This is a genomic window from Synechococcus sp. UW105 (assembly GCF_900473935.1).
GTDB lineage: Bacteria > Cyanobacteriota > Cyanobacteriia > PCC-6307 > Cyanobiaceae > Synechococcus_C.
Genome location: NZ_UCNN01000019.1, coordinates 132,503 through 150,680, shown reverse-complemented (window position 1 = coordinate 150,680; position 18,178 = coordinate 132,503). Strand labels below are relative to the sequence as shown.

The 18,178-nt window shown below is 57.3% G+C and carries 16 protein-coding genes; 8 read left to right on the top strand and 8 right to left on the bottom strand.

Going from position 1 to position 18,178, the window contains the following annotated elements; translation table 11 throughout:
• The first annotated feature begins 199 nt into the window (after window positions 1–199).
• On the top strand, window positions 200–1,741 hold the full coding sequence (locus tag DXY16_RS07815; RefSeq protein ID WP_115120676.1) for an MFS transporter: 1,542 nt from the start codon (window positions 200–202) through the stop codon (window positions 1,739–1,741).
• A 16-nt stretch (window positions 1,742–1,757) separates the two neighbouring features.
• On the opposite strand, the gene DXY16_RS07810 is transcribed toward DXY16_RS07815, so the two are convergent.
• Together DXY16_RS07810 and DXY16_RS07805 are read right to left on the bottom strand one after the other, a co-directional pair.
• Window positions 1,758–2,021, bottom strand: a complete 264-nt coding sequence (locus DXY16_RS07810; protein WP_115120951.1) for a DUF3764 family protein — start codon at window positions 2,019–2,021, stop codon at window positions 1,758–1,760.
• A gap of 41 nt (window positions 2,022–2,062) precedes the next feature.
• On the bottom strand, window positions 2,063–2,332 hold the full coding sequence (locus tag DXY16_RS07805) for a hypothetical protein (protein ID WP_115120950.1): 270 nt from the start codon (window positions 2,330–2,332) through the stop codon (window positions 2,063–2,065).
• A gap of 82 nt (window positions 2,333–2,414) precedes the next feature.
• Between DXY16_RS07805 and DXY16_RS07800 the strand changes: the two genes are divergently transcribed.
• Complete coding sequence (locus tag DXY16_RS07800) at window positions 2,415–2,915, top strand: hypothetical protein (RefSeq protein ID WP_115120675.1); 501 nt, start codon at window positions 2,415–2,417, stop codon at window positions 2,913–2,915.
• Window positions 2,912–3,961, top strand: a complete 1,050-nt coding sequence (locus DXY16_RS07795; protein WP_115120674.1) for a hypothetical protein — start codon at window positions 2,912–2,914, stop codon at window positions 3,959–3,961. The genes DXY16_RS07800 and DXY16_RS07795 overlap by 4 nt, the downstream gene beginning before the upstream one ends.
• On the opposite strand, the gene DXY16_RS07790 is transcribed toward DXY16_RS07795, so the two are convergent.
• Window positions 3,927–5,024 carry a sulfotransferase gene (locus tag DXY16_RS07790; RefSeq protein WP_115120673.1) on the bottom strand — a complete coding sequence of 366 codons (1,098 nt, stop codon included), beginning with the start codon at window positions 5,022–5,024 and terminating at the stop codon, window positions 3,927–3,929. The genes DXY16_RS07795 and DXY16_RS07790 overlap by 35 nt on opposite strands.
• Window positions 5,025–5,127: 103 nt before the next feature.
• On the opposite strand from DXY16_RS07790, the gene DXY16_RS07785 reads away from it, so the two are divergent.
• Window positions 5,128–6,168 (top strand): helix-turn-helix transcriptional regulator, encoded by a 1,041-nt coding sequence (locus DXY16_RS07785; RefSeq protein WP_115120672.1) that lies wholly within the window; start codon window positions 5,128–5,130, stop codon window positions 6,166–6,168.
• Here DXY16_RS07785 and DXY16_RS07780 read toward each other — a convergent pair.
• Window positions 6,165–7,235 (bottom strand): neuromedin U, encoded by a 1,071-nt coding sequence (locus DXY16_RS07780; protein ID WP_244281611.1) that lies wholly within the window; start codon window positions 7,233–7,235, stop codon window positions 6,165–6,167. The two genes, DXY16_RS07785 and DXY16_RS07780, sit on opposite strands and share 4 nt — an antisense overlap.
• Window positions 7,236–7,513: 278 nt before the next feature.
• On the opposite strand from DXY16_RS07780, the gene DXY16_RS07775 reads away from it, so the two are divergent.
• Window positions 7,514–9,832: an arylsulfatase gene (locus DXY16_RS07775; RefSeq protein ID WP_115120670.1), complete on the top strand. Its 2,319-nt coding sequence runs from the start codon at window positions 7,514–7,516 to the stop codon at window positions 9,830–9,832.
• 1,122 nt (window positions 9,833–10,954) lie between these two features.
• On the opposite strand, the gene DXY16_RS07765 is transcribed toward DXY16_RS07775, so the two are convergent.
• The gene (locus DXY16_RS07765; RefSeq protein ID WP_371410884.1) at window positions 10,955–11,452 is read right to left on the bottom strand and encodes a DUF1622 domain-containing protein; all 498 of its coding nucleotides are present in this window, start codon (window positions 11,450–11,452) and stop codon (window positions 10,955–10,957) included.
• Between the two features lie 26 nt (window positions 11,453–11,478).
• Here DXY16_RS07765 and DXY16_RS07760 point away from each other — a divergent pair, with 26 nt between their 5' ends.
• Genes DXY16_RS07760 through DXY16_RS07750 form a run of 3 tightly spaced genes read left to right on the top strand, consistent with a single transcriptional unit; the run spans window position 11,479 to window position 13,394 of the window.
• On the top strand, window positions 11,479–11,865 hold the full coding sequence (locus DXY16_RS07760; protein WP_115120668.1) for a YidH family protein: 387 nt from the start codon (window positions 11,479–11,481) through the stop codon (window positions 11,863–11,865).
• Window positions 11,866–11,909: 44 nt separating this feature from the next.
• Window positions 11,910–12,782: a bile acid:sodium symporter family protein gene (locus DXY16_RS07755; RefSeq protein WP_115120667.1), complete on the top strand. Its 873-nt coding sequence runs from the start codon at window positions 11,910–11,912 to the stop codon at window positions 12,780–12,782.
• Window positions 12,783–13,394 (top strand): hypothetical protein, encoded by a 612-nt coding sequence (locus tag DXY16_RS07750; protein WP_115120666.1) that lies wholly within the window; start codon window positions 12,783–12,785, stop codon window positions 13,392–13,394.
• A gap of 28 nt (window positions 13,395–13,422) precedes the next feature.
• Here the strand turns inward: DXY16_RS07750 and DXY16_RS07745 are convergent, their stop codons facing one another.
• The 3 genes from DXY16_RS07745 to DXY16_RS07735 all read right to left on the bottom strand — a co-directional run bounded on the left by DXY16_RS07745 (window position 13,423) and on the right by DXY16_RS07735 (window position 17,924).
• Entirely contained in the window at window positions 13,423–14,742 is a 1,320-nt protein-coding gene (locus DXY16_RS07745; RefSeq protein ID WP_115120665.1) for an NAD(P)/FAD-dependent oxidoreductase, read from the bottom strand.
• 85 nt (window positions 14,743–14,827) lie between these two features.
• Window positions 14,828–16,381: a DUF1254 domain-containing protein gene (locus DXY16_RS07740; protein ID WP_115120664.1), complete on the bottom strand. Its 1,554-nt coding sequence runs from the start codon at window positions 16,379–16,381 to the stop codon at window positions 14,828–14,830.
• Window positions 16,382–16,418: 37 nt separating this feature from the next.
• Window positions 16,419–17,924, bottom strand: a complete 1,506-nt coding sequence (locus DXY16_RS07735; protein WP_244281632.1) for a DUF1254 domain-containing protein — start codon at window positions 17,922–17,924, stop codon at window positions 16,419–16,421.
• Between the last annotated feature and the right edge of the window lie 254 nt (window positions 17,925–18,178).

Here is an 18,178-nt window from a genome sequence, read left to right as displayed (position 1 = left end):
AAGCCACGACCATTGGAATAACCCTGCCAATCCCCCCAGTCATGCCTCATCCATGATCAAACAGTGACAAAACATTTCCCAGCACGAGCCGGGCGAGCTCCAGTCGTATTCAGCAACAACCAAAGGGTGAAAACCGACCTCAGAGACCGCCTCCCCACGACCTCCGCTCGCCTTGGATAGACAATCGCCTCACTCTGCGATGCGCCGCTCACTCCTCCGCCAAAACGGCAGCTCGCCCCTGGCTGTGTCCTATTTAGGAATCCTGGCCAGCTTGCAGCTGATCGATCCCAGCGTGGCCAACATCGCTCTGGTGAAGGCCAGCGCCGCTATGCAGATGGAGGGTCCCACGCTGGCGCTAGCCGCCAGCGTGTCGACCCTGGCCCAAGCCGCCACGGTTCTCGTGATGGGCTTTCTCGGAGATCGCTACGGGCGCCGGCGAGTGCTGGCGGCGTCCCTGCTGCTGGCACTGGTTGGCAATCTGCTCTCGATGCTGGCTCCCGCGGCCGATGTCTTTCTCCTGGGCCGGGCCCTCACCGGCATCGCCCTGGGATCGGTGCTCACCGGCACCTTTGCCAGCGTGCGTGCTGTGAGCAAGCCGGGGCAAGTGAGCGCTGCGCTGGGCCTCTGGAATCTGCTGATCGTGGTGGGATTCATCAGCGGCTCACTGATTGGCGGCTGGATGGCGGTGATGCACTGGCGGCTGGCCATGGCACTGGTGCCCCTGATCTGCTTGGTGAGCCTGCCGCTGCTCCCGTTACTGCTGCCGTCGATCCCCGCCAACCGCACACTGCGTGCCGACCGCGCCGGCCTGATCACGATTGGCTCGGCCGTCGTGCTGTTTTTGTACGGCATCAACCACGCCACTCCCGGCTTACGCAGCATCAGCTTCTGGCTTCCCACCGCACTCGGGATGCTGCTCTTCGCCGTGCACATTGCGATCGAACGGCGCTGCCGCATGCCCATCTTTCCCCCACGGCTTTATCTACGCGGTTTCTTTGCCGCAGCTGTGGTAAATGGGATCGGCTGGAATGTGGCTCAAGCGGTGCTGCAACTGCAAACCAGCAACTTCTGGCAACTCGTGCAGGGCTACAGCACCAGCGCGGTGGCCCTTGGCCAACTGCCGTTTCTGCTCTGCTTTGGAGTTGGCGGCATCCTGGCGGGCCGATGGATGGCCCCGGGTCGGCGCACCCTTGTGCTGATGGGCTGGGGCAGCCTCGCCCTCACCCTTGGGCTCGCCCTCCTCGCGATCGTGCAGGTGCAAACGCCCTACTGGCAGCTGCTCCCTGCCCTCACCCTGGCGGGCATCGGCCTTGCCTTTGTGGCAGTTCCCCAGTCCGCCCTGTTCGTGCAGGAAGCGCCCAACAACTGCTTAGGCTCAGTGCTGGCCTTCCGCACCACCAGCGGCCAACTCGGCTTCGCCTTCGGGCTGGCCGTAAGCGGCACGATGGTGAGCGGATTCGGATTCAACGATCTGGTCACCCACCTGCAGCTGGCAGGGCTGAGCGTTGATCAGATTCCCAACCTCGATCAACAGGTGCGCCTTTTTCTCAGAAACAGCCCGATCCACATAGAAGGCCTCCAGGTTGAGCCTGTGCTCCGCGTGATGCGAGAGGCATACAGCCAAGGGATGGCGGCCACGATGCTCGTGGTGGCCGCCTTCACTGGCCTGCTACTCGCCCTTAGCTTGTTGCTCCTGATCATCGGCTCAGAGCAGCAGCTGCTACATCAAGAGGAACTCTGAACCCTCACCCACAAGCTCAGACAAACACCTGACTGACGGTGCTCTCCAGCACATGCCCTGACGAGGCAATCATCTCCGCATTGTCGGCAATGAACGCCTCCATCACCCCCGATTCGGCCTGCATCACGGCGCAGACTTTGGTGGGATCGTCTTTGCTCACACCGCGATACAACGACGTAATTCCGGCCACCTTCTGAAGGGGCTTGGAGGCGTCGTAGGTGGCCGCCCACTCACTGAAGCTTGTGGTGATTGTGAAGGTGAGAACGTGCGTTTCAACCATGGGAAATTTTTGGCGAAAACTACCACCAAGAACCAACCTTTTCAGCTCACGTCTGCTCCGGGTGCGTTCTCGGCATCCAACAGGGCATCAAGGGTGACCGCCGTGCGCACCATCGCCTGGTAACGCTGCAACAGCCGACGGTTCCGATCCAACCAACGAGCAGCGTCCGCTGCACCTTCACCACCACCGCTCACGCTGAACCCGGCGGGGCCATCGGCATCCATCAGTTCCAGGTCGCCCTGCTGAGCGATCAGTGCGAGCAACAACTCATGGAGACGCTCACGCCGGTCTTTGCTCCCATCCGTGCTCATGTGCTGACGCCATTCAAGGCTGTGGCCATCTTGCAAGAACGGAGGCACAGAGCCCTCCCTCTTTGCACGAATGCTCAAGCCCATGACCACACCACAACGGTGCCGGTTACTGCTGGGTCTGCTCACCTTGGGCAGCTTGTGGCAGACGCCACCCCTGCAGGCCGAAGAGCTCTACACCCTCAAAACCACCTGCAGTACGTCCACTGAGGCCCAACCCTTCGCCTGCACGGTGACAGCACTCAACGTGAACGACACCACTGAGTATCACCACCGCTTTGGTGGTCGCTCGGTGGCCTACCGCGTCATCGACAACCCCTATGTGCGCATCGAGGGCCGTCAAGCCGGAACACCTTGGAATTCGGTGAAGAGCGCCACGATCAATTTCAAGACCCAGGAGCTCTGCTTCAACAAGCGAGCCTTCTGTGTCAACAACCCCACCTTTCTGGCCGATGTGCTGGTGAACAGCGGCGATGCCATGCAGGGACGCACCCAGGTGGGCATGGCTTTCGGTCGCAACGGCCGCGTAGACGTGGCCTGCTTCGACGAGGGCTGCACCCGACTGCTGGAGATCTTGAAGCGATGAACAAACAGCACGCAACCCCGCTTGCCGGGATCCTCAGCCTGATCCTGAGCCTCCAACCCACTGCGGCAGTGGCCGTGATGGCCACCAGCGTGGAAGCCCCCACAGGCCCAACCTCTGAGATTGAACTGGCCCAACGCCGAGGCGGCGGCGGCGGATCACGTGGAGGCAGAAGCCGTGGAGGCGGGGGCTCCAGAGGTGGAGGTTCAAGAGCAGGAGGCTCCCGCAGTTCTGGAGCCCGAAGTTCTCGAGGCAGCGGTGGCCGCACAGGCTTCAGCTCCTACAGCGGCAGTGGGTCCCGTCGCAGTGGATCGCGCAGCAGTGGTTCGCGCAGCAGTGGTTCGCGCAGCAGTGGTTCACGAACTGCGGGAGCAAACCGCAGTACCCGGCAGAGCACGCGCCAATCCAACCAAGGCACCCGACAGACCAACCGCCAAAGCACACGCAGCACGCGCCAATCGAACCAGGGAAGCCGCCAAACCAACCGCCAAGGCACGCGTAACACCCGCCAAACGGATCGCAACAATGCGATCAACACCCGGCAGGACGGACGCAGCAACCGCACCAACACCCGGCAGAACAACAGGACTGATCGAGTCAACACCCGCAATGACTCCTACAGAAAAGCTGCCAACAACTGGGATCGGTACGGCCGAGGCTGGTACAGCAACAATGGTTGGTCCAACAACCGCCCCTGGAACCACGGCTGGTACGGCGGGTCGACCTGGAACAACTGGGGCTGGTACCCCGGAAGGGCTGCCGCCTGGGGACTGGCCAGCATGGCCACCTTCGGTGTGATCAACAACCTGGTGAACTCTGCCCAGAGCAATGAGGTGAGCTACATCGTTGTTCCCGACTCCGATTATTCCCTCTATTACCCCAGCGTCACCGCCAGTGGCGATGTGATCACATTCGAAGCCGATAACGGCTACGACACCGTTCGCTACAGCGCCAACTGCCAACAGGGCAGCCTCAACGGAGGCAGTCCACAGGATGCCAATGAAGCGCAACTGCTCAATGCCGCCTGTCAGGTGGCGTTTGGCCAGTAACGTCTCCCTCATCCAACGACAGCGTCAGCAGCTGCAAACGCTCCTCAGCCAATGGGGCCAACGTGACGGGTCGAGCCCGGTAATCCGACGCCGCAGCAACCCTGCGAGCGATCGGATCTCGGGCTTGGTCCCAACCCGGGAGGTTCAATTCGCTGTAAATCCGCTGCACCGTCGAGAAAGGATCTGTCACCAGCGCGTCATAAGGCACTTCCAGCAATTGCCCTGGGGGGATCAAGGGGCGTGCCGCATCAAAAGCATTCAGTAAGCAGCGATAGGCTTCCGCCGTTTCCTCAACTTGAGTGAGGTCATCAAGAGGCGCCTGCAAACCAACAAGATTGCCGAGTGACTGCTTCACCTGAACCAGTGAGCGGATCGTATCGATCGGCTCCCGCTTCAGAAAGACAAAACGAGCCCGCGGAAACAGACGCAGCAACAGCGCAACTCTCGCAGTATGAGCGGGATTTTTGATCAGAAGCGTGTGCTTATCGGTGCCGTCATGGAGCCAAGTCAGGCGGGTGAAATGCACCAGCTTGCGCTCAAAATCGGGCGTAGAGGAGAGCACACAACGTCGAAAATGATGCAGGTAGTGCCAGGGGAAGGCCACGCCAGCCATGTTGGTATCAGGCGTGAGACGAACCAAGCCAATCTCATCCTCCTGGGGATCCTGTGCTGACCATGGCACCGCATCGATCGGACGGGTGCGCGTCATCAACCGTTGCAAGAGTGGTATCAGCACAGGCTTCAGCAGCACAGCCACCTGGGGGGCAACCGTGAGACTGTTGCGAGCGGTGGCAACGCCTGGATCCGCAGCCAGGAGTTGATGCAAAAAGGTGGTGCCGCTGCGCCAATGGCCCACAATCACCACTGGATTATCTGGCAACCGCAGGGATCGACAACGATGGGCTAGCAGCAGCTGCTGCAACCAGGCCAGAGGCTCCAGGAGCACACCGGGCAGAACAAGATTGATCGCGACCGGGAGGCGGTTCCAACGAACACGACCATTGCGCAAGGATTTCAAGGCTGTACCCGGCCGCAGGAAGCCTCCAGCGACAAGGCGATCCATCACGACCGAAAATGTGTATAAACGCCTTGGAATAACCACATTTTATGCGCTGAGAGGATTTTACCCATAAATTGCATGGCTGAGCGAACAGAACAAGCTGGGCATGTCCTTGGACACCCGAATCGCATCGACCGTCCCTGCCATCGCAAAACAAGGCGGTTCTCTCCCTTCTCAACAGGTCCCACCCAGCCTGTGCAGCTGGGACGTTCCTTTTTTCAGCGCTTGTGATCTCTCCCGTTGCTTTCAACGGATCGGTAAAGACTTCAGCATTGTCCAGCTCACACCTGGGGCACTCGTGGGTCGCTTCACCCTGGTGCAGCTGCAGGGGATGAGTTTGCTCAGGCTGACGACCAACAAGGTGCTACTGCTCACGGGTGAGCGAGGAAAGGACACCACCAGCTTCTGCCTTGAGGTGACGGGGAACAGTGACGATCACCGGGTGCAATGTCAGCCCTTCCAACAATTTTCTCTTTACGGCTTCAAGCAGAACCTGCAAGAAGCGCACTTCCAGCTCAGCGCCGGATCAACAAGCATCCTGGCCATCACCTCCTGCCACCGTTTCAACACCTTTCTGACTCGGGTCGGCCAAGAGCACCTGCTTGATCATTTGATGCTGAGCAACTGCATGCAACTTGATCAAAAATTGCATCAAACCCTGAGCAATCATCTCTGCCAGATTTTCCAAAATCCACCATCGACAGCACAGAAAAGCAGACTTGCCGCCCAAACAATCCTGGTCAGCATTCTGAGCTGCCTGCAAAGCAATACCAAACAGTTTGTTCCTTTTGAACTTTCAGCTCGTGACCAATTAGTTCAAGAAATGGTGTCTTGGGGAATCACCCATAGCAACACACCCCTCACCCTTGATCAGGTGTGTCAGCAGCTGTTCACCTCGCGACGCACTCTCATCCTCGGTAGCAAGGAGAATTTCGGCTGCGGGCCGATGGAGCTGCTGCGCATCATCAGACTCCAACAAGTGCATCACTTGCTGCGATCAGAACAAGCACGCCAAAGGGCTGAGCTGAATCAGGTATGCGAAGTGGCCGAGTATTTCGGCTTTCGCAGCCGTGGACATTTCGCCAGGGCTTACCAACAGCAGTTTGAAGAGAGCCCTCGTACAACCCTGCTTAAGTCTGTGGCTTAACCACCTGCAGGGAACAGGAATTGCACTTGTGCGCGAATCGTCCAGTCACCCAAGAGCGTCTGACCCTTAATCTCAGGTTTGACAGCGTTGTAGTAGGCGCTCAGCGAGGCATTCACAGGCTGGGTACCGATCACAAACACACGACCAAAACCTGCACCAACAGGCACAGTCCAGCCCTTATTGTCTGGATTGTTCCAGTTCGCAGTAATAATTGGCGAGCTGGTGAGATACCAACCTTTAGGCAAGTTGTAGTTCAAGAAAGGTTGGATCAACATTGTGCTCACATCCTGGCCATCACTACCTGCAAAAGACCACACATTATTGATCAGGCCACCTGCCACAACAGGCCCTTTTGAATAGACCAGCACACCACTTGGCCCACCACTCCATCGCTTCGAACTGAGCCGGTTATCCGTTGCAGAGGGAATCACCAGCGTTGGCCCGAGGCCAACTGTGAGGTTGCCTTTCAGCGTGGGGACAAAAAACACAGACGGATTGATATCACCGAGAGCCTGGATTGAAGAACCGTTCGCCCAGGGCTTAGAGATAAAAGGAACAATCGTGCGTGTGACTAACGTCAACCCGTTGCTGACTGGAACAGGGATCACCGGCTGAATATTGACCACATTCAGGGTCTGATTGGGCTCCGCCTTCACGTAGCGCACGGGCTGGGTTGGATCCACTGAGGGGATGGGAAGCCGTGGAGCCCATTGCGTGGAAGGGGTTGCATTCCACTGAATCGGCAAACTGATCAGGCTGGCGATCGGGTTCTGTGCAGCCTTCGCCAGCGATCCTTCTTCCTCAGACTTGGATTCGTCGGGCGACACCGTCACCCTGTCATCCCCACCACCTGAGATCTGACCGGCATCAGCGGCCTGGGCCAGCTGTTGCTCCTCAATCAACAGTGGACTGAAATCAAAATCAACAACGTTTCTCTCCAGCACCTTGTCATGCGCCTCTGCTGAAGCCGCGCTTGTGAACAGAAGTGAGAAGCCTCCGATCACCCCTGCAGCAATCAAAAAGCGAAGGGGGAAGCTACGCACAACACGGTCCTGAAAGTTGTGCATTTCATACCAGCCACAACCGGATAGCGGGGCAAAGTCTTAGCAGGTTGTGCACAAATGGAACCAGACCCCCCGCAACCGGACTCGAGCTGGCCCATGCAGCTTGTCAAGCCCGCCCAAGGGAGCGTTTCCCTCTCCAGCACATCCAACCGTCAGGGGCTTGGATCCAGCCTTGCCCGAACAAAGGTCCCAATCGTGCAACCTTGATCTAGCGAAGAGCTTGAGCCAAGCAGCCATGGCTACCAGAAGGATGTTGCACTTTTTGCCCAGCGGTGTCGCGCATGACCAGCACCCAACACGTTGACGGTTCCATCCTGCCGTTTCCTCCCAAGCCATCGGGGAGTAAGGCCGGAACGACGATGCAGGAGTCGACATACAGTCCGCTACCAGAACCCCAAAGGCTTCCTGACGATGCACCCAACATCCTTGTGGTGCTGATCGATGATGCAGGCCCGGCACTGCCGGAGTGTCTTGGAGGCGATATCCATGCCCCTGCTCTGCAATCAATCAAAGATGGTGGCGTGGGCTTCAATCGCTTCCACACCACAGCGATGTGTTCACCAACGCGCTCCTCGCTGCTCTGCGGTCGCAACCACACCTTCGTGGGCAATGGCCAGATCTGTGAATTCGCCAACGACTGGGACGGTTATTCAGGTCGGATTCCAGAAAGTTGTGCACTGCAGGCCGACGTCCTGCGCAACTATGGCTACGCAACCGGGGCATGGGGGAAGTGGCACAACACACCTTCCAACGAAACCACGGCGGCAGGTCCCTTTGAGAACTGGCCAACGGGTCTGGGATTCGAATACTTCTACGGCTTCCTCGCCGGTGAAGCCTCTCAATATGAGCCTCATCTGGTGCGCAACACCACGGTGGTATTGCCGCCTAAAACGGCAGCGGAGGGTTATCACATCAGTGAGGACCTGGCCGACGATGCCATCAACTGGCTGCAAACCCACAAGGCGCTCCGCCCCGATAAGCCTTTCTACATGTACTGGGCATCAGGAGCCCTGCATGGCCCGCACCATGTCAACAAGGAATGGGCTGATAAGTACAAAGGCAAGTTCGACGATGGCTGGGACGCCTACCGCGAGCGTGCCTTCAAGAATGCCAAAGCCAAAGGCTGGATTCCCGAAAATGCCCAACTCACTCCCCGCCATCCCCGGTTAGCAGCTTGGGATTCCATCCCCGAGCACCAGAAGCCCTTCCAATCGCGTTTGATGGAAGTGCTGGCAGGCTTTGCTGAACACACCGATCATCAGGTTGGTCGTATCGTCTCCGAAATTGAACGACTGGGATACGAAGACAACACCCTGGTGGTCTACATCTGGGGAGACAACGGCTCCTCCGGTGAAGGCCAGGACGGCACGATCTCTGAGCTGCTTGCGCAAAACTCCATTGCCACAGAGATCGATGAGCACATCAAAGTGCTCGACGAATTAGGTGGACTGGATGCGCTTGGCTCCCCACTCGTGGACAACATGTATCACGCAGGCTGGGCCTGGGCTGGCAGTACGCCTTATCAAGGCATGAAGCTGATGGCCTCTTACCTCGGCGGCACTCGCAATCCGATGGCGATCAAATGGCCGAAGGGCATCAAGCCGGATCCCAAACCGCGGTCGCAGTTCCACCACTGCAACGATCTGGTGCCAACGATCTACGAGCTGGTAGGAATCACTCCACCCAAGATGGTGAATGGTGTCACTCAGGATCCGATTCACGGCACCAGCTTTGCCTATGCCTTCAATGCACCGGATGCACCGGGTGAACTTCACACCCAGTTTTTCGACATCATGGGCTCTCGATCCATCTACCACAATGGATGGATGGCTGGAGCCGTGGGGCCACGCCTACCTTGGGTGAAGGGTGTGGACCCAGATATCCTCACCTGGTCACCCGACACCGACGACTGGGAGCTCTACAACCTCGACGACGATTTCAGTCAGAGCAAGAACGTCGCGAATGAGTATCCAGAGAAGCTGCAGATGCTCAAGAATCTGTTCCTGGTGGAATCGGCGAAGTACAAAAATATGCCGATTGGTGGTGGACTCTGGACCATCATCTTCCACCCAGAACTGAAGGTGGCCCCGGAAGCAACATCCTGGGAGTTGCCTGGCACCATTACCCGCATTCCCGAGCCCTGTGCTCCACGACTTGGTTGCCTGAACAACAAAGTTGTGATCGATATGGAAATACCAGAGAATGCCAGTGGTGTGCTCTACAAACTCGGTGCCAATTCAGGTGGTCTCACCCTCTACATGGATGAAGGAATTCTCACCTATGAATACAACCTGTTCATCGTTGAGCGCACCAAGCTGCGCTCTGATCAGCCACTGCCGGCTGGCAGACACAAGCTGGAGGTCGTGACCCAGCACACCGACGACAATCCAAGGGGCCCGCTCTCGATCAAGGTGTCCCTCAATGGCACACAGCTGATCGAAGGCATTGTTCCAAGGGTGGCAGCTGTGCTGTTCACCGCTAATGACTGCCTGGATGTTGGCCAAGCACTGGGGTCGCCGGTTTCCTTGGATTACCACGAACGTGCTCCGTTCAAGTTCAACGGATCAATTCACACCATGCACGTGGAGTATCTCGAATAGGGCACGTCATCCCAGGTACCCATTCAGCAAGCCAAGCGTCTCAACATCCTTTGATGTTGAGACGCTTGGCCGAAGACATCGCACTTGAAAACACACAGGATCTAGGCAGAAATCATGCTTATGAGCCACCAGAGACCAAGTGCAAGACTTGGATCTGAGGCCAATGCATCGGCAAGCTGGGCGACGTCTCAGAGCTTGACGTGGTCAAGGCTCAGCAGCCTCAGGGACCACAGAAAGCCGCGCAATCCGCTTTGCACAGAGAAGCCAATCCGGCCTCCTCGTGCTTGGGGGTTGTGATCGACATTAGGCGAGGTGCGACAAGCGCCTGCATGACTTGACCAAACGATCGACCTGCTCAGCAGGGACGAGACGTGAGAGCTTGCCCTTAACCTTCAGAAAGCTTGCGGTGAGCTTTGTCTGCCTTCCTCAGGATCTTTTGAGCCTGCTCTCTGGTGAGGCACTCCTCAGCCTTGACCTTGAGCTTGATCAGTTTCTTGTGCTGCTTTTCAGCGTTCATAGACTAGGCCCTTCTTAAGCCTAGTTTAACCCATGATTAAGGGTCGTCGACCTGGGCCGCCCGGACCCCTTCGTTTTGCGCAGCCAAGACTGATGCTCATGGCCCCTCAATTCGATTGCCAAGAGTCATGAGCCTTTCAAGCCTCAATTTTCTTAAAAGCTTGATCCCCCAATCAGCCACTGGAGGACGCGCAATCGTTTGCTCAGTTTGGAGTTGAGCCTTGGGGGTAACATTTTTCTCTGCCATCTCACAAGCTCTACAAACAAATAAAATGCTATACGCTTCTCCAGCGCATCACTTCCAGCATCAAAAAAGTTAAACGATACACATTCCTTTTCATCAAGATCCATATCTTTCTGTTGATTTTCAAGGCGCTACTGCCGCTCTGCTGCCGACCGAAAACAAAAAGGGCAGATCACTTTCCTTCTTCCAAAGGAATAGAGAGACGCAGAGCAAACTATGGCGACAGAAGCCACTCCGACCGCGGACTGAAGGGTCTTGGTCATCACATCATCAGTCCGAACGAACACAGGGGCTGAAGATCCAATCCTTTCAGATCAGACAACAAAGTCGCTCCCCACATCCTCATTCAGAGGCGCATTAAATCAAGAGGCTTGCTCTTTTTCTTTGAGCTCCAAGCTGAGGAAATAATTCAAGAACGTCCGCACCAAAGCCACTGCACCGAGCTGAATCAGTGCTGATGCATCCCGGCTAATGGTGGTCTGCACCACATCAGCTCCAAGCTGAAACTCCAAGGCCAAGGCCAGCCAACCACCAAAGGTGAGACGGGCTGCCGTGAGGGGACCGCGCTCCAAAAGCCGAGGCGGAATGGCCCGCAAGCGCAGGGGACCTCGCGGGCTGAACACCGCCAAGAGACCAACCCCAACGGACAGAACCGACAAACTCTCAAGAATCAAACGCAAGCCCTCTGCGGCATGCATCAACAACTGATCAGCCCACTCCATCGACCTCAAATCCAGATCTGAAGCGATTGTGAGCAAGGGAAGGCAAATTGGCCAGCAACAATCCGTCGGCAGGCTGCGATTCAGCACGATCAGCACCTCCAAGGGCTGACCGAAACAGCGACGATTTCTAGCCTTCAAGCAGCGGAACACCCCGTGGGCCGAGGATGACCAACAGCAACACAGAGTTAGCCAAAACCCGTAACCGTGCTGCCGCCGAGCGCACCACGCTGGCCTGGATCCGCACGGCTCTGGCCTTGATCAGCTTTGGTTTCGGCCTCGACAAAATCATCGGTGCCATCCGCCACAACGATGGAGGAGGGGGTGCATCAGGTGATCTGAGTGTTCAGCTGATGTCGATGGGCTTCATCGGCATCGGCATCTTCACCCTGCTGATCGCCATGCGCCAACACAAGCGCGAACTGGTGAAGTTACGGCATGACCCCTACGTCTATCGCCACGAGCCATCCCTCTCGATCGCCACAGCAACGGCTGTTCTTTTGATTGGCATTGCGGCATTCCTGCTGCTGTTGTTCGGACTCTTTCCAGCCTGAATCAAGCCAAGTTTTGCTCCTGAAACCGTCGCACCCACTCCGCTATGTCACTCCTGATTGCACTGGCCCTCTTTCTGGTGATGGTGTCACTGGGCCTGAATCTGCCCAGCATGCGCTTCGATCTTTTGAGGCGCAGACCAGCACTGCTGCTTCGTGTCTTAGTGGTGACCTGCATCGGTCTGCCACTAATTGCCATCTTGCTACTCCACTCTCCTCTGGGAGAGGGTGTGTCTCCCACCATGGCCACAGCCGTGATGATCATGGCGATCTGCCCCAGCGCACCGATGATCACCCTGAAAAGCAGGCAGGTCGCCAACGATCCTGAATTAGCGGCAAAACTTCAGTTCTGGTCAGCTTGCGCCGCAGTGATCAGTGTGCCTTTGTGGATCAGTCAGCTCCCCACTGAGGCCGGCGAAGCCATCTGGACGATCCCGGCGAAAGATGTCGCCGCTCAGGTTCTACAAGTGCAATTAGCTCCTCTGCTACTGGGCGTGATCTTGCGCCGTTGGCGTGGGGCATGGGTCGAACGCTGGAATCCTCTCATCCAAAAAACGGCCTCAATCGTGCTGTTGCTGCTGTTGGTGTTGATTCTGCTCGTGGCGTTGCCGCAGGCGGCACCCTTGTTGATCCGGGATCTTCAAGGGGCATTGCTAATGCTGATCCTGACCATCGCGGCCCTGGGGCTGGGCTTCCTGATCGCCAGTCAGAACAGTGATGAGCGCAGCACTCTTCCCCTAGTGGTGTCCATGCGCAATCCAGGACTGGCCCTTCTTCTGGTGCAACGCATGGCTCCCGATGCCATGGATCTCAAAGCCGCTGTGGTCGGCTACGTGTTGATGACGGCTCTGGGGTCAGCACCCTTTGTGAAGTGGCGCACCAGCATCACCGCACAACAACAGATCCCCGCACAAGACTGAATGGCCAGCATCACACCTGATCCCAACGACGAAGCCACGCGCAAGACAGGTCTCCACCAAGGCAGCGACATTGCTGCACTGCTCATCGCGGCAACGATCGGCTACCTGGTCAATCTGGTGCTGCCCATCCTGCTCGCCGCATGCATCAGTTGCAGCCTGTTGATCATGCTCAGCCGTCTGCGCCGCCGTCTGCATCGTCCAAGCCAATGGTGGGGAAGCATCGGCCTGTGCTCAGGCTGCTTCATCGGCACCGCCTCATCCATGGTGATCGACATGCAACAAGGGGGGAGCAGTCACAGCCTGTGGGAACGCTTGGCCCTGGTGCTGCTGCTGGGAATCACTGGGTTCCTCTCAGGTCGCCGAGTCGGGATCGATCCCAAGGCAATCGAGGGACGCTCGATCGGCGACCTGCTCCGCTCTTTGAGCGGAACCTTCACTGGGGTGTTTGGCGTCGTGGTGGCGATCACGTTTATCTTCAGCGGTCTTGATGAAGCGCGAGCTGCCTCCAGTCGACTCAGCACCTCGCTGACCATCATCGTGTTGTCACTGGTTGGGCCTGGCTGGATCAGCCATCGACTCAGGAAACATCTGCACCATCACCACCAAGCCTGAACACAACCATGCTTGAGGCGAAATCCGATCATGCTGTTCTGGAGGGAAGAAGACTGCGCCACACGGCAACCGCCGTTCGCGAGCCGCTGGCAATAGCCCCTTCGATAAAGCCTCTCCATCCTTCACCATGATCCCCGGAGGCAAAGAAAAGGTGACCCTCCTGCCGAGGCAGAGCATCAGAGAAGCGCGTCAAGGTGCCGGGCCGATAGGTGCACCAGCTCCCCTGAGACAAAGCATCCCCTCCCCAATCGTGACCGAAGGTTGAACGCAGCCGAATCCCCGGAACAAACTCCTCGAGGACTGGTTGCCAATCGGCAACGGACCTCTCAAGTGCATCCGGCTCCAGGCTGAAACCAGCCAGGACCGAATGCTGTTCACCGCGCTGATACGTAAAGCTACCGATCAAAGGAGACTCCGTGGACCTGGCCAGGGTCATCACGGCACCTGGGTCACCCTCCACCTCAAAGAAGACCTTGGCGCCACCACCCACATGCTTGAGGCGAGACGCCTCAAGCTTCAGCTCCTCCAGAGGAGGATCAAAGGCAACTCTGTGCATCACATTCAATGGAACGGTGACAACGGCCCGTTTGGCGCTGATCGCATCACCAGCAGCGGTGGTGACTGTCACACCCTCGGCAGACTGCTGCACCGACATCACCTCCTGATTCAGCTCCACCGCAAATCCACCATCACTGGCCATTGCCTGCACCAGTGCACCCGTTCCATGGGTGAATTTGTAGCGGGCCGCTGTGTCGTTAAACAGTTCATAACTCCAGCCCGTGAGTGACCAGCAGCGCATCATCTCCACGTAGGAGGCATTCTCGGGTTGATTCATCGACAGGATCTCGAGGAAGCCACCGATGCTCGTGCGTTGCAACGGAGTGAGATCCAAAGCTGCAAGCCGATCAGCCACGGTCAAAGGATCACGTTCTTTGATCAACTCCCAGCTGTGCTGGGAGTCATAGGGACGTTCCCACACCGCCTTGGCCTCAGCAAAGAAGTGCTCAAAACCACTCACAAACTCGCCAAGCTGATCCTCACGCAAGTCGCGGATCACACCGTCAATCTTGATCACCACCCGATCTGCCACACAGCCCGGTGTTTCCTGGATCTCCAGGCCATAACGCTCCTTTTCCGCCCACACAAAGGGCTGCGTCCAGTGGATCCAGGTGCCTCCCAATTCCACATGAAAGCCGTTGCGATCAGCGCTCCAGGTGCGCCCCCCTAGACGATCCCTCGCTTCAAGCACCAGCACGGCCAACCCACGTTGTTGGAGGTCACGGGCTGCTGTCAGACCAGCGAAGCCACCGCCAATCACGACAACGTCAACAGAACGATTGGCAGGCATCGAACAACAAGCAAGTGGGTGACATCAATCGGCACAGGCATCCGAACAACGGCGTCGCGGCCGGATGCCATCAAAGGGTCGTCAATCAGATCTTCTCGATCGCGCCAAGTGTCCAGGTGCGGTCAAACCACTCCTGCCCTGGACCGTAGAGACGGAAGATTCCGAACCAACCTTTGCCGGGAACCGTTTTGATCCAATTAGCCTCCAAGCCTTCAGGTGCTTCAGGGCCGAAGTAGAGCGTGATGCTGCCATCAGCATTTTTGACCATGTCGGTGTTGCGCGTGTTGTTCTTGCTGGGATAAGGCATCTCATCGCTCTGCAACATCGAGCGGGTTTGAGGGTCATAGACCACAAACGACCAGAAACGGTTGGCCGGAGGATTGGCAGGAATGGTCATCGAGTAGCTGTTGGCGCCATCGAGATAAGAACCACGGCTGTCGCGTGAAGAGAAGGTGTACTGCGAACCCACTCCTGGCATCTCCAAAACCATCGCAGGCGTGTTGACAGTGGCCAGGTAGAAGAACAAGGTGCGACCATCCATATCGCGGCCCCCATTGCCACCATCCACGAGATATTCGTGGTTACCGCCAGGGAATCCGGTTTGCCAGTAGCCAGCTTTGCCTGGATAGATGTAAGCCTTGGGGTCTTGGGGAGCGAACAGAATCGAACGGGCTGTGGCATTACCGATGGCCACTGCCTCGGTGAGCAGAGCCTTCTGTTCCGGAGAAGGATTAAAAGGCTTGCCTTTCTGGATGCCAATTGCCGAAGCCATGCCGAGCAGCTCCGGCGAGAACAGCTCGGACGGCTCGCGCTGAATCACCTCATCAAGCTCTTCGTAGAACTTGAAATTATTGGCATGGATGGTGTTCGTCTCCCAATCCGTGAGGTTCTTGAAATTGTTGGCAGGGGGATTGGCACGCTCCGCATAGGGATAGACCTTCAGGCCTCCCTTGAATGCATTTCTGGCAGTATCTGTTTTGCCCTCATCATCCAGAAAACCACGCAGGATCAACCAGTTGATCTTGCTAGGAGTGTTGGCGACAAAGTAGCCATCGGTGTTGGCAGGAGCTGACTGACCTGGACCGATAATCAAATATTTTCCGCCCTTGCCCCGATCGGGACCGGGGCCTCCCATATCCACCACAAAGCGGAAGAACGCATCATTCACCGTGCCAGGGCCTGTACCAGCCGGCACTTCAACCACCATCGGGCCGGCACTGAGATCAAGAAAGGCCGAGGCATAAACGGTGTCGGTGTTACCGGTGAGCCAGAGCGATTGGGAACTCATCAACTCTTCAAACACACCGATATCGCGATTCGGCTGCATGCCGTAGCCATCACGATGACCCACATAGAGCATCTCGAGGGATGCCGCCGGCATGAAGTTCAGGAAGGTCTGAACCCCGCGGCCAAGGTCCACCTGGCGGCGGGCTTTGGCCATGGTGTCGTCGTTGGGAAACCCATCGAAATAATTGAAGCTGCCGATCCGAGTCTTCACCCTGTCAGGCGTCAGCACATCTTCAGGGATGGGCGTGTTGTAGCCCTGCGGAACCACATCAGCCGCACGCAGCGCAGAAGCGCTACCGGCAAGAACGACAGCAGAAAGAGCAGCAGTTGAGAAACGAGTGAAAGCAGTCATGGCTGAGAATGAATCGTGGTGTTGATCTGTTCAGGTCTCAACCGAGAGGCTGAATGTCGTTGAGCTGCCAGGTCTTGTCGAACCAAGGCTGTAGCGGTCCGTAGAAACGGAAACAGGCAAACCATCCTTTACCCGGCACGGTCTGGATCCAGTTGGCTTCCTTGCCCTGCGGTGCAGTCGGTCCGAAATAGAGATCAATACTTCCGTCGGCATTCACCACCATGTCTTGGTTGCGCTTGCTGTTTTTGCTGGGCAAAAGTTGATCGGTCTGCAACTCCGAGCGCGTCTGAGGGTCGTAGACCACCATCGACCAGAAATCCTTGGCAGGCACGTTGGCATCCACCGTGAACTTGTAGGTTTTGCTGCCATCGAGATAGGCCCCGTTGGCATCGGTCGCCACAACGCCGTACTGGGATCCGGCGCCAACCATCTTCAGCACCATGGCTGGGGTATTGACGGTGTAACCCCAGAAGAAGTTGCTCCTGGCATCAAGATTTCGGCCGCCCTTGCCGCCATCGACAAGCCATTCATGGCTCCCACCCCCGAACGGGGTGAACCATTGCTTGTCCTCATAGAAGTAGACGTCTCGGTTGCGAGGCTTGCCCATATCAGCGCGCACGTAAGCGACTCCCACCTGAACGGCTTCCTCAAGGATCTGGCGGTCCTGAGCACTCGGGTTGAAGGGTTTGCCTTTCTCCAGACCGATCGCCGAAGCAAGCCCAAGCAGTTCAGGGTCAAACAGGTCGACCGGTTCACGCTGAATCACCGTGTTCAGCTCTTCAAAGAAGTGGAAATTATTGGCATGCACCGTGTTGAAGACAAGGTCGCCACCCTGGACGAATGTCATCGCCGGTGGATTGTCTTTCTGCGAGAGGGGATAGAGACGCAGACCGTTTTCGTAGTTCGCAATCGCCTGATCGGGCTTGCCTTGATCATCGAGGAAGGCGCGCAGAATCAACCAATTGGAGTAGCTGGGTGAGCGGAAGACGAAATATCCCTCGGTGTTGGCAGGCTCGCTGTCATCGGGTCCAAGGATCAGGTACTTGCCGCCTTTGCCCCGATCCGGACCGGGGGCGCCGGTGTCGGCCACAAAACGGAAATAGGCATCATTGATCGTGCCAGGACCAAGCCCCGCAGGAATTTCGATCACCATCGGCCCCGTGTCCTTCAGATTGAAGAAGGTGGAGCCATACACCGTGTCGGTGTTGCCGGTGAGGAAGAGGGGGTTGGAATTCAGCGGGGCCATCAACATGACCTTGGTGTGGTCGTCGACACCCTGCTGGGCATGACCGACCCGCATCATCTCGATGCTGGCGGCCGGCATCAGCGTCAGGAACGTCTCATAGGCGCGGATGAATTTGAGGTAGTCGAAGCTGGTTTGAACGGTGGCTGCATCGGGCATGCCATCGAAGAACCGGAACGTACCAACACTGGTGTCCACCCCATCAGGAGTGAACACTTCCGCAGGAATCGGCGTGGTGTAACCCTTGGGGACAGCCTGAGAGAAAGCGGCGAGAGGCCTAACAACAGAAGTGAGGCCCAGCCCCACCACCAAAGCAGAGCCGAGAAGCCGGCCTGAAGGCTGCCGAAATCTTTTGATCAAAGCCAGGTACGAGCACTTCTCTTGGTTTAGGCACTCTCAAGGGGCCCAACATCCTTCAGAGCAAAAATGTGCCAATCGGGATCATCCGGATCATTGCTGGTATCCCAGCTGCACAAGGCCGCCCTATTCCCTACCCCGGTCGGGAATAGGGCAGGGAGACGCAACACGAAGCCGATGCCTCGAGCAAACAGAAC

What these genes read in the sequence shown, in the direction of transcription:
- DXY16_RS07815 (WP_115120676.1), top strand. Translation starts at nt 200, where the DNA reads ATGCGCCGCTCACTCCTCCGCCAAAACGGCAGCTCGCCCCTGGCTGTG.
- DXY16_RS07810 (WP_115120951.1), bottom strand. Translation starts at nt 2,021, where the DNA reads ATGGTTGAAACGCACGTTCTCACCTTCACAATCACCACAAGCTTCAGT.
- DXY16_RS07805 (WP_115120950.1), bottom strand. Translation starts at nt 2,332, where the DNA reads ATGAGCACGGATGGGAGCAAAGACCGGCGTGAGCGTCTCCATGAGTTG.
- DXY16_RS07800 (WP_115120675.1), top strand. Translation starts at nt 2,415, where the DNA reads ATGACCACACCACAACGGTGCCGGTTACTGCTGGGTCTGCTCACCTTG.
- DXY16_RS07795 (WP_115120674.1), top strand. Translation starts at nt 2,912, where the DNA reads ATGAACAAACAGCACGCAACCCCGCTTGCCGGGATCCTCAGCCTGATC.
- DXY16_RS07790 (WP_115120673.1), bottom strand. Translation starts at nt 5,024, where the DNA reads ATGGATCGCCTTGTCGCTGGAGGCTTCCTGCGGCCGGGTACAGCCTTG.
- DXY16_RS07785 (WP_115120672.1), top strand. Translation starts at nt 5,128, where the DNA reads ATGTCCTTGGACACCCGAATCGCATCGACCGTCCCTGCCATCGCAAAA.
- DXY16_RS07780 (WP_244281611.1), bottom strand. Translation starts at nt 7,235, where the DNA reads ATGCACAACTTTCAGGACCGTGTTGTGCGTAGCTTCCCCCTTCGCTTT.
- DXY16_RS07775 (WP_115120670.1), top strand. Translation starts at nt 7,514, where the DNA reads ATGACCAGCACCCAACACGTTGACGGTTCCATCCTGCCGTTTCCTCCC.
- DXY16_RS07760 (WP_115120668.1), top strand. Translation starts at nt 11,479, where the DNA reads ATGACCAACAGCAACACAGAGTTAGCCAAAACCCGTAACCGTGCTGCC.
- DXY16_RS07755 (WP_115120667.1), top strand. Translation starts at nt 11,910, where the DNA reads ATGTCACTCCTGATTGCACTGGCCCTCTTTCTGGTGATGGTGTCACTG.
- DXY16_RS07750 (WP_115120666.1), top strand. Translation starts at nt 12,783, where the DNA reads ATGGCCAGCATCACACCTGATCCCAACGACGAAGCCACGCGCAAGACA.
- DXY16_RS07745 (WP_115120665.1), bottom strand. Translation starts at nt 14,742, where the DNA reads ATGCCTGCCAATCGTTCTGTTGACGTTGTCGTGATTGGCGGTGGCTTC.
- DXY16_RS07740 (WP_115120664.1), bottom strand. Translation starts at nt 16,381, where the DNA reads ATGACTGCTTTCACTCGTTTCTCAACTGCTGCTCTTTCTGCTGTCGTT.